This window comes from Streptomyces sp. SID486 (assembly GCF_009865385.1).
Taxonomy (GTDB): domain Bacteria; phylum Actinomycetota; class Actinomycetes; order Streptomycetales; family Streptomycetaceae; genus Streptomyces.
In genome coordinates, this window is the sequence record NZ_WWJT01000461.1 from 18,742 (window position 1) to 29,148 (window position 10,407).

The window sequence follows — 10,407 nt, forward strand, 5'->3', positions numbered from 1 at the left end:
TCGCGGCCCATGTCCACTTCCTCCCGTACGTGACCTCACCCGACGCGCTGGTCCCCGCGGCTCTCATCCGGCCGTGGCGACCGCCCGCCACCAGGACCGCAGCGCCGGCTCCATCCGCACCGCACTGCGCGTGATCCACTCGTCCCGTTCGTCGCGCGCCCTGCCGTACTCGATGACCTCCAGGGCGCCGTCCGCCACCTCCGGAGGGTTCTCGCGGTAGGCGCCGATGTACTCCACCGCGGCCTCGGGAACCTGCTCCGCCTCGCTCAGCACGTCGGCCAGAACGGCACAGGTGTTGCACCACAGGGTGAAGTCGGTGCGTGCCACGAGAGCGGCTTCCGCCGCTCCGGCGTGCAGGGCGACCCAGGAGATGAACTCGGTGAAGCGCCGCACCGGTTCCAGGCGAGGAGCACGGCGCATCTCGTCGGGCGACATGCGCAACGCCGGCGCGAGACCGTTCACCATCCGGTGCCGGGCCCGCATCAGTTCGTGTGCGACGAAGGAGAAGAACCCGCCGGGCACCTCGTGCGGATAGCGGGCCAGCAACAGGCCGTACGCCGTGAACTCGGCCTCCTGGGACTGGAACTCGGCGAGGGCGAAGTTCCGCAGGTGCTTCTCCCCGATCATCCCTTCGCGGGCGAGGGAAAGGAACTCGTTGGCAGCGAGGTGTTCGGGCAGGTTGATCCCGACGGTGTCGATGAACTCAGTGGCGGGCATGGAGGGTGCTCCTCGGATCGGGAGATGGTTTGCCGTGACGGGCGTGGGTCGCGTCAGGCTCGACGCCGACCATCCGGGTCGCGAACGCAGACCGACGAGCCGCGACGGTCCGCGGCCCCGCCGAGGCCCGGGCCGGCCGAAGCCGGGCAGCGGTCCGGACACCTCGTCGCGGCCCGCCGTCCGGCGGGTGCGGTGCGCATCGCCGGGCCGCGCTCCCGCATGTCCCGCGCCGCTCACCTGTGCTCGCACGGTCATGGCCGTCACTCCGTTCCGGACGCTCCGTCACGCCGACGGGGAGAGGGTGGAAGGACACCGCCGCACCCCTTCAGAGGCCGTGCCGACGTGTCACCCACGCCCCCACCCGGCTCCCGGGACCCACGCGGAGCGCCGGGCGGCACTCCCTCGGACCCTGTACCGGCTCCCCGGGGGTGCGCGGCACACACCCGCACGGTGCCGATGAAGCGTGAACGCGTTGAACGCGCGGCCATCGCCGGTCCCCGCGCGTCCCCCTCACCCGGACGGCATCCCACACCGTGCGGTCACCGGTCCGGGATCACAGGGTGGTCCCATGAACGATCCGCTCTTCGACCGCGTCGCCGGCCTTGCCCTGCGCGCGGCCGCGACCGAGGGGGCGCGCCGCCACGCGCACGCCGGTCCGTCCGAGACCGGCCGGGCCGGGCGATCGTGCGGGGAGAAGGCGGCGTCAGGGGCAGGAGGCGGAGCGGGGGCCGGCTCGGACGGGTCCGCCTGACCCGCCTCGAACCGTCGCCGGCGGGCGGAGCGACCGGACGCGCTCCGGTGGCCTCCGGTCCCAGCGGGTGACGCGTCGATGCGGCCCTGTCGGCCCCCTCGTTCGCCACCGGCGGGGAGAAGCCGCGAACCTCGCGCTCCGCGGGGGGCGCGCCATCCGGTCCCGCCCGCCGCGCACGCGGTGTCGAGGACCTCGCCGAGCCTGCGGACGCGGGCGCACAAGTGGCCGGTCGTAGCGCGGTGATGGATCGGACGGGCGTCTCCCCGGCGCCCCGCCGCGCGTGCCACGGTGAGCCTCCTCGGAGGGGATTCAGGGGCCGGGCGTCGTGCGGGTGAGCGCCGCGAGGCGCTGCAGCAGGTCCGCTGCCTCGGGCACCCGCCGGTACGGCGTGAGCCGGGCCCGTATCTCCCGCAGCATGAGCGAGGAGCGGTGGGAACGCAGGAAGCGATGTTCCTCACCGAAGAGCCGGCCCGTGTCACATGCCTCCTCCACCCGCCCCCGCTCCAGCAGCACGAGTGTCAGGCGCGCCTGGCTGAGTGCCCGGGTGCGGTGTTCGTGGAGGGGGCGCCGCCCCGCCGCGTACCGCAGGGCGTCCAGAGCGGGCTCCGTGTCGCCGAGGACGTGGAGGGCGTGTCCCTTGCGGTAGGCGAAGCCGGCCCTCGGGTACCGGAGGAAGGGATCGTCGCGAACGGCGGAGGAGCCGAGGTGGCTTTCGGCATCGTCGAGGTCCCGGTAGGCGCTGCGGCGTTCGCCTGCCACAGCCCGTACGTAGGCCCTTTGTGCGAGGACGAACGCCTGGAGGTCACCGGACTGCCCCGTGGCCGAGGTGACCGCCGCGTCGGCGAGGTCGGCCGCGTACCGCAGCGCTGACAGACGGACCGCCTGGACGCTCATCGCCCTCAGCGTGATGGCGCGCGTCCGGCTGTCCCCGGCCCCGGCGGCGACGTCGAGGGCGATCAGGTAGTAGCGCTGGGCGAGCCCCTGATGGCCGGCGTCCGCCGACATGTCTCCCAGGATGTGCACGAGTTGGGCCGCCGCCGACAGCAGTGCCCGTCGCTCGGCTGAAGGCGCAGGCTGCACCAGCAGGCGGCCGATGTCGTCGCCGAGGTAGGAGGCCAGGGCCGCGCGGGCGTGACCGCCGCCGTAGCGCGGCCAGCCGACGGCGAACTGGGACGTCACGAACCGGACCCGCTGCACGTCGGGGCCGCCGATCCCCGCCCGCAGCGAGCCGGGGCCGGGGGTTTCGAGCATGTCCCGGATGTCCGTCCCCGGGACACCGTGCTGGCGGAAGACCAAGCGCGCCAGCCGCGCACGGCGTACCGGATCGACGTCGGCCCTGGCCAAAGTCACCAGGCGCAGCAAGGGATCGGCGCGGTTCTCGTCCGGTCCGTCGCCGGATGCCGGTGAACGGGCGCCGGCCAGACCGGTCTCCGCGACGCTGACCAGCCGCCCGATGCCGCGGGTCAGCACCTCCGCCACGAGTTGGGGGACGGGATCACGAGGACGGGATCCCGAGAGCCAGTGAGCGACGGTGGTGCGGTCGTACCGCAGTGTCAGGCCCTCGCCGGCCGCCAGGCGATTGACGTTTCTGGCCAGTTCCGCAGCGCTCATGCCCGCCTCGCTCAACAGGCCCCGGAGTGCGGCGTTGTGGCCATGACGGAGTGACACGAAGGTCCCTCCTCGCTTCTCCCGAGGGGCCCGCAGGAACCCGGCCGGTCACGCCCGGCTGCCGATGTGCGCGGCAGGTCCCTACTCCGTCCTCGCAGAGGCAGTCCGAACGAGAGGGTCCGGCGGTACCACGGGGGTGTGCGAGCCGCCTCGATCCGCCGGTGACGTCGGGTGGCGGGCGGGTACGGCGCGTACGAGCAGGGCGCCGACCGGACCAGGAGCGCGGTCGGCGGCAGAGGACGGGGAGGCACGGCGACCGGGGCAGGCCGGGGCGCCGCGGGTACGCCCGGTACGGAGGCACCACCCGGGCCGGACGCGGCATTGCAGAAATCGACTACAGCTCTTTTCTACCAGTCACTCTTCCATCCGAAATCGTCTTTTCTGGCCATGCGCGGCCGCCGCGGCCACCGGCCCCGCGGTCCGTCCGATCGTCTTCACCGCCGCTCTGCCGCAACCACCTCGCCGGCATCCGGCCCGACCAGTATCCGGACAGCCCGCGCAACTTCCACGAGCACGCCGAACAGGCTGCCCAGCGGGCCGCGGGCCTGAGCCCGCAGGACATCGAGGCCGGTCGGTGCGAGCGGACCGCCCAGGTGTTCCGCAGTGAAGGCGCGACGACGCCGATGCCATCCGGGCCTCGATGCCATCCGGGCCTCGATGCCCTCCGCGCCGGTCTCCGGCGGCGCGACGGCGGACCGGGTCACCGGCGTGCTCGGCACCCGGAACCAGATCGGCGAGAAGGCGCACGTCGCCCCATCCCCCGCTGGTCTCGCTGTCGGCTCCGGCCGATGCCTGCTCGGCCTCGGCGACACCGACCGCGCCCTGACGCTCATCGCCGAGGGACAAGCGCTCCTGCCGCCCGGCCGGAGCAGAACACGCGGCACCTTCCTCGCCTACCGCGGCCGCCCAATTCCCCAGCGGACCGTGTCGGGCCCGGAAGCCTCAAGTACCCAGCCCTTCGGACCCCTGATGCTCGCCTCCAGATGTTTGATCCAGGAAATCGGATTCACCCATTGAATCAGGTACTTCCGCGAACTCAGTTTCGTCACGTAATACTCCGTCTGCTCCTTCACGCCGACCACCTTTCCCGCTGGAGCCGGCGCGAACAGAGGCTGAATATCACGCACCGTCATCAACCTATAGGCGGGCATGAGATACACGAACTCTGCGCCAGCTGCAGACATCGCCGGAGAAGGGCGAGCGTTCCGCCTTGAGCCATTGCAACAAAGCAGCAAAGCGTCCTGTTGCATCTGCTCACGAACTCGCCCAAGAGCCTCGAAGAGATCCTGCCCTTCGCCCTCATAGGTCAGCCCACCCGCCACTTGCGCCGCGACTCTCCAGGGTTCGGCCTGCGAGTGGGTGAGCCGAACACTCCGCGCCGCACCGCCGGCGTCCACGGCTTGCAAGTCGTACCTGCTCACGATCCCCACCGTTTGGGTCAGGAATGAAGTCACCTCGCGGTACGCCGTTCACATACCACTGGGAACCCACGATGTCTCCCCGGGACACCGGGGTAGATCACTTCCGATTCAATACCGGTGAGCGTACCCGAACCCAAGCGCCCGTTTCATACTCACACCAGGTCCCTTGGCGCAATCTCATAAGCCCCCATCCTCCTCCCCCGAATCTCCGTCCCTTCGGAAACGCCGCAGCACGGTCCGCACGCCTGCTTCCACCGAGCCATTTTGGGCTTGCTCCTTGAGACTCGTAACACGATCTTGTTGAGCCGGAGCGGTCGCCGGGTCATCGGCCGGTGCCGGACCGGCTCTGTCTGCAGGGCATCCTGTTCGTCCTCTACAACGACATACCCTGGCAACTCCTGCCGCCGGAGCTGGGATTCGGCTCGGGGCAGACCTGCTGGCGGCGGCTGGACCGGTGGCAGCAGGCAGGGGTCTTCGACCGGCTGCACCGGGTCCTGCTCGCCGAGCTGAACGCGGCCGGCGGACTCGACTGGTCACGGGCTGCGTGGATGGCTCTCACATCCGCGGGAAAAGGGGGCGCCGACACCGGTCCGTCGCCGGTCGACCGGCGGAAGACAGGCAGCAAGCACCACCTGATCCGTGACGGACGCGGCACCCCATCGAAGGTCATCACGACCGCGGCGAACGCCAACGACGTCACCCAGACCCTCGCCCTGGTCGACGGAATCCCACCTGTCGCGGGACGCCCCGGTCGCCCCCGCCGCGACCTGAATCCCCGCTCGGTGACAAGGGCTACGACTCCAACGCCCACCGCGACGTGCTGCGGAACCGATCTCCTTCAGACGTTTCAAGAAGACACGTCCGTGATCGTGTTACGAGCGCTTACGCGCCTGGCCATCGTGCTCATGGCTGTCATCAGTGATGGCTCATCATCTGGAGCGGTGGTGCAGCTGGTCAGAGCTGTACCGCTGCTGTGGGTCGCTGTCCGGTGATAGCTTCGCCGGCGCGGGCTGCCATTGCCGCTGTCAGAGCCTGGAGGACATCGAGGCTGGTGCCGCCCGCGCCTTCATCACGGAGCAGGACAGTGGCGGTGAGCGTGCCCACTCTGAGGACGGAGGTCGCTCCGGTCGCCTCTGTCATATCGGGTTCCGTCGGGTTGGGGTGAATGGCCCATGAAACGGCCATGGACTCATCACCGCCCACGCCAGGCAGGGAGAGCGGGTCCAGCCCATTCTCGCCGCGGTTTTTCTGCTGCTGTGCCATCGCCTGGTAGCCGACGGAGGCAGCCTCGACAGTGCCATAGGAGCGCAGCTCGATCACGACGATGTCGGGACTGCCATCGGTGATGTATTCCGCCGAGGCACTGACCAGGGTGCCTTCACAGCCGGTGCCTTCTGCCGGGCAGCTCATCTCGCGCGGGGAGCCGTCCTTGACGGACCAGCCGGTGGGCAGACTGCCCAGACCAGGAAGGACTTCCTGTGTCCGGGTAGCGTCCTTGAGAACCACGCGCTTCGTCTCCGGCGCACTGTCGGGCGACGACGGGCCCTCTCCGGTCACCAGTTTTACCCCTCCGTACACCGCCAGGACCAGCACCAGCAGAGCCAGGACGATGATGGCGAACCACGATCCGGACGAGTTGCGGGTGTGACTGATGGTCAAGGGCCCCAGGGAGAAGTGGCTGCCCCGCACCCGGCTGCTCCCGACGACGATGCTGCCGGTCGCATGATGTGGCGGGTAGGAGGGCGGCGGTCCTGCGAGGGCGCCTCTCAACTGCCCCATGAACGCCGGATCGGCCGAGAGCTGCTCCTGGAGTGTGGCGCGCAGTATGTCCGCGCGCGCCGGATCCTCGGGATTCTCCTCCAAGCCACTCAGAGCCGTCCGGCCCGGCTCGGAACCGCCGATCCGAGAGCGCACCAGGTCGCCGACGGCCTGCCCTACGGACGTAGCGGCACCCGATGCCGCTGCCGTCATGACTTGCACAGCTGCTAACGCCAGACTTTCCGAACCCTCCATAGCCCCCGCCTTCCTCGGACAGCAAGAGAGACAGCATCCCCCGCTTACGGACAGACAGGAAGACCACACCCCCGCCGCGGGCCCAACAGACATCGCTGCTTCCCACAGACACCACCCCGCCGCGGGCCGAGCCGGAGCTTCTAACTGATCGTTTCAGAATGCCGTCCTGCGGAGATGCCGGTGGCCCATGGAACAATCCCTTCAGCCACGGGCTCTGGGGGTGACGCCGTATGGAACGGGTTGGGGATGCACGGGAGCTCGTGCTTGGTTACGTCGACGCTCTGAACGCGGTTGACGAGGCCATGAGGGCAGCAATCCCCTCGCTTGAGCGACTCGCAGGTGTACTCGGCCTGGTCCGTTCGCGCCGGATCATCAGCCGGAGTGGGCACGTCGGCACATCCAAGGTGCTGTCGGAGTCGTTGAGGTCGCTGATCATCATGAGCAGCGCGTCCTCTGAGGGGCCGTCGATGCGGTCGCCGTTCTCGCTGTCGGCGCCGTAGTACTGAGCCGCATCGGTGCCCCTCCTTCGCCCGGTTCACCCTGGTCGCGGTCGGCATGGCACGTGGAACCGACAGCTCAGGCCGGTCATGACCATTCGCCGATCACGCCGATCACGGCGATCACGGCGATCACGGCGATCACGGCGATCACGGCGATCAGCACGGTGGCCTCGAAGCGGACCGCTGTCCAGCGGTGTCGGCCGGGGCGTTGGCTGGAGTCTGTTCCCTTGCGGGCGCCGGGAGTTCGGTCCGAAAGTCGTGACCTCACCTGAGGATGCCGGCGTCTACTCCCGTTCCGGGGTCCGCTGCGGAGCTTGGGACAGGTGGAGTTTCAGCATTGTCACTCAAGTAGCAGGTGCTGTGACATCTGGTCAGGGACATGTGTGTCGTGAAGCCCGAGACGTCCTCCCGCCTCTGATAGCGGCCGTACCGCGTCTTGCTGATCCTGACGTTGCAGCTGTCACTCCGCTGGACTCCAGTTCCCCGACCAATACGGTGACTGTCCTGAACGAACCCCGGCCCGAGGAACGCTGATGAACCCCTCCCTCACCCGCCTGACCGAGCTGCTGCCGCCCCCCGAAGTGGCCGCCCCCAAGGACTGGGCTGCCGTGGAGGAGCAACTGGGTACTGAGCTGCCGTGGGACTACAAGGAACTCGTCAACACCTACGGTGGTGGCCTGTTCGACGCGAACGTCTGGCTGCTGGAGCCCGGTTGCCAGCGCCCCCGCTACGACCTGATCGCCATGGACGGTCGGTGCCGCGAGTCCCTGAAGCTCCTGTGGGACCGTGGGGAGCTCCGTCCCGCCGAACTGGACCAAGAAGAAGCCCGCCTCATCCCATGGGCTTACGAGGACGAGGGCGGTGGAGTCCTCTATTTCTTGTCCACCCCCGGCCAGAAACCTGAGAACTGGCCCATCCTGATCAATGAAGGTCGCGGCCCCGGATGGGAGCAGCACGATGGCCCCTGCACCTCCTTCCTGCTGCGGCTGATGACGGGAGAGACCGAGTCCGAGTACTTCCCCGACATGCCCCTGGACGAGCACGTCTTCGAAACCAACGAAGAGCTCTTCACCAACGGGTAGACGGCACAAGTGGGTTGTTCTCCCGGGATCACGGCGCGAACTCGGGCGGACAAACAGATCGCCCGCTCGACCTACTCGTGCAGTGCCGCTACTACGTCACCACTGACTGACACCGGACCTCCTCAAGTGGCCCTCGCCCAAGGTGCTTCGCCGAAGGGGCCCAGCACACACCGCCGTCCCCCGTACCGCGCTTCCAACCGGGCCGTCGTGTGTCCGATGAGGAACAGCACCTCCACCGTGTGCATCGGGAGCTCTCCATGCTGGTCCACCAAGCGCAGCTATCACGTCGGCGTGAGCGTGCTCGACGCCCCGCTCGGCCACGACTCGTGCGGGGCAGTCGCAGCCGGGTGGTGGCAACCGGACCGCCTTCCGGCCTCGCGTAAAAGAAGAGCTGCTCGCCTGGCGGCATGAAGACGGCCGCTGCCTGAAAAGCGTTCAGGGCCGGGTCGGCGGAGGAATCGCCCTCGGCCGCGGAAGTGAGTGGATGAACCACCGTCTACTTCTGTGCCAGCTCACCCAGCGTGCCGACCATGTGGAGGGAGCCATGGGCGATGAAGACGAGGTCAGTGCCTCAGGCTCGCGAGAACCGCCTTTGCGGCGTTCTCACCCGAGGTCGCCGCGTCGGCGAGCGAAGGCATGTCCAGCTGATAGTCGCCGGCCAGGTGGATCGGCCCCAGTGGATCACGCAGCGTCGGCAGGGAAGCGCGCCTCCCGGGAGCCCAGAAAGGCACCACACGACGATGCCGCCTCACGATCCCTTCGCCGAGCTTCCCTTCGAGCTGGGGATAGACCGAAATCAGATCCTCGGCGAACCGAGCGACGATGTCTTCGTCGGACAGCTCGAACAAGTCGTCGGCCACCGCGCCACCGGCGAAACACGCCAACGCACCCCCAGGTTTCCGTGCGCCGCCCTTCCGCGTGGCGGCGGCGTGGTTGAACACCGCCTGGAACGACAGCTGCGGCGTGGACACGGCGAGTAGGTCGTCCCAGGGCTGAGGCCCTTCCTCCTCGGTGAAGAAGCCGACGATGACGTACCGGCCGTAGCGGATGTCGTCGAACGCGTTGCGGTACCTCTGCGGAAGGTCCGGAAGGATCTGCGCCGCGACGTCGCTGGGAACCGCCACAACGGCGCGCTTGGCGCGCACCCGCACCGGGTGGTTCGCGTCGAAGTAGTTGACGACGACCCCGTCCACGTCCGGTTGCACGGACCGGACCGTCGACCGGAGTCGGAGGCGTTCGCCGAGGTCGCCGGCGAGGATGTCGGTCAGCGTCTGGTTGCCCCCTACGGGCAGGGCGAAGTTCGGCACCTTCGCCGGGTCCGTCAGGGCAATCCCTATGGACGTCACAAGCTGCGTCGCCGCCGTTTCCCCGGGCTCGCATCCCATCCACTGGCCCGACCACGATCGGACCATGTCACGAGCCACATCGGAACGGACGCCGCGCAGCAGGTCCGAGGCGACGCGCCTGTCGAGCTTGGCGCGCACCCGCTTCGCCATGCGGCTGTCCGACTCGAGGAACGGAACGGCCGAGAGGATGCGGGCGCCGACCATGGCCATGCCGACCTGGTCCATGAAACTCATCCGCGTGCGGAACATGAGCGCGAACAGGTTGGACGTGTCGACCAACTCACCGTTGAGGGCCAGTGCGACACCCTTGCCGGCCAGCGACCCCATCTCGATGCCGTGGTGATGGAGGGCGTCGATCAACGGCCCGGTTCCCTCGGTGAACTGCGTCCCGACGTTGATCCAGTAGTCGCCCTTCCGGACCGACTCGACGCGTCCGCCCGCTCGTTCCGCAGCCTCGAGCACGATGACGTCGGTCTCGCCGGCGAGCGTCGTCGCCGCCATCAGCCCGGCCATCCCCGCACCGATGACGACGACGTCGCAGGTTTCCTCATATGCGGACTGTGCCGCATACGCGGGCTGTGCCGCGCTCGTCGCACCCGACTCGGGCTCCGCGTTCGTCATCCTTCTCGCTCCTCACGTCGACATTCAGAACGGCTGTGACACAGGGCTCGACGAGCCGGCGACTCTCGCACTTCCGGGCGGCCGCCGACACGTCGAGAACAAGTTACCGATCTCGAATCGAGTTTGAGTTTACATGTCCTCAAGTCGATCACGTCTCTCCGGGAGGGCTGACATGACCTGCCGTCGGACGCTGTCGAGAGCGGAGCCGCCGTCGGGGACCCTTGCCGGGCCGTGTGCGACAGCGTCCGTAGCGCCCGGACCAGCGCGCCTGCGGGCCAGGCGGCCGGG

7 protein-coding genes and 1 pseudogene are annotated in these 10,407 nt (G+C 68.8%); 3 read left to right on the top strand and 5 right to left on the bottom strand.

What is annotated here, in order from left to right; genetic code table 11:
• Nucleotides 1–63 precede the first annotated feature (63 nt).
• Together GT045_RS21885 and GT045_RS21890 are read right to left on the bottom strand one after the other, a co-directional pair.
• Nucleotides 64–717 carry a hypothetical protein gene (locus GT045_RS21885; RefSeq protein ID WP_161335167.1) on the bottom strand — a complete coding sequence of 218 codons (654 nt, stop codon included), beginning with the start codon at nucleotides 715–717 and terminating at the stop codon, nucleotides 64–66.
• 1,060 nt (nucleotides 718–1,777) lie between these two features.
• Nucleotides 1,778–3,136 (bottom strand): hypothetical protein, encoded by a 1,359-nt coding sequence (locus GT045_RS21890; protein WP_161335168.1) that lies wholly within the window; start codon nucleotides 3,134–3,136, stop codon nucleotides 1,778–1,780.
• Between the two features lie 603 nt (nucleotides 3,137–3,739).
• On the opposite strand from GT045_RS21890, the gene GT045_RS38995 reads away from it, so the two are divergent.
• Both GT045_RS38995 and GT045_RS21895 read left to right on the top strand, forming a co-directional pair.
• The gene (locus GT045_RS38995; RefSeq protein ID WP_202528693.1) at nucleotides 3,740–4,153 is read left to right on the top strand and encodes a hypothetical protein; all 414 of its coding nucleotides are present in this window, start codon (nucleotides 3,740–3,742) and stop codon (nucleotides 4,151–4,153) included.
• A 721-nt stretch (nucleotides 4,154–4,874) separates the two neighbouring features.
• Nucleotides 4,875–5,549, top strand: a pseudogene (locus GT045_RS21895) (transposase); the annotation flags it as partial.
• On the opposite strand, the gene GT045_RS21900 reads toward GT045_RS21895, so the two are convergent.
• Nucleotides 5,512–6,420, bottom strand: a complete 909-nt coding sequence (locus GT045_RS21900; protein WP_161335170.1) for a hypothetical protein — start codon at nucleotides 6,418–6,420, stop codon at nucleotides 5,512–5,514. The pseudogene GT045_RS21895 and the gene GT045_RS21900 overlap by 38 nt on opposite strands.
• A gap of 735 nt (nucleotides 6,421–7,155) precedes the next feature.
• Nucleotides 7,156–7,338 (bottom strand): hypothetical protein, encoded by a 183-nt coding sequence (locus GT045_RS21905; protein WP_161335171.1) that lies wholly within the window; start codon nucleotides 7,336–7,338, stop codon nucleotides 7,156–7,158.
• Between the two features lie 265 nt (nucleotides 7,339–7,603).
• On the opposite strand from GT045_RS21905, the gene GT045_RS21910 reads away from it, so the two are divergent.
• Nucleotides 7,604–8,152, top strand: coding sequence for an SMI1/KNR4 family protein (locus GT045_RS21910; protein WP_161335172.1), 549 nt, complete (start codon nucleotides 7,604–7,606; stop codon nucleotides 8,150–8,152).
• Nucleotides 8,153–8,715: 563 nt separating this feature from the next.
• Here the strand turns inward: GT045_RS21910 and GT045_RS21915 are convergent.
• Complete coding sequence (locus GT045_RS21915) at nucleotides 8,716–10,119, bottom strand: NAD(P)/FAD-dependent oxidoreductase (RefSeq protein WP_161335173.1); 1,404 nt, start codon at nucleotides 10,117–10,119, stop codon at nucleotides 8,716–8,718.
• Nucleotides 10,120–10,407 lie beyond the last annotated feature (288 nt).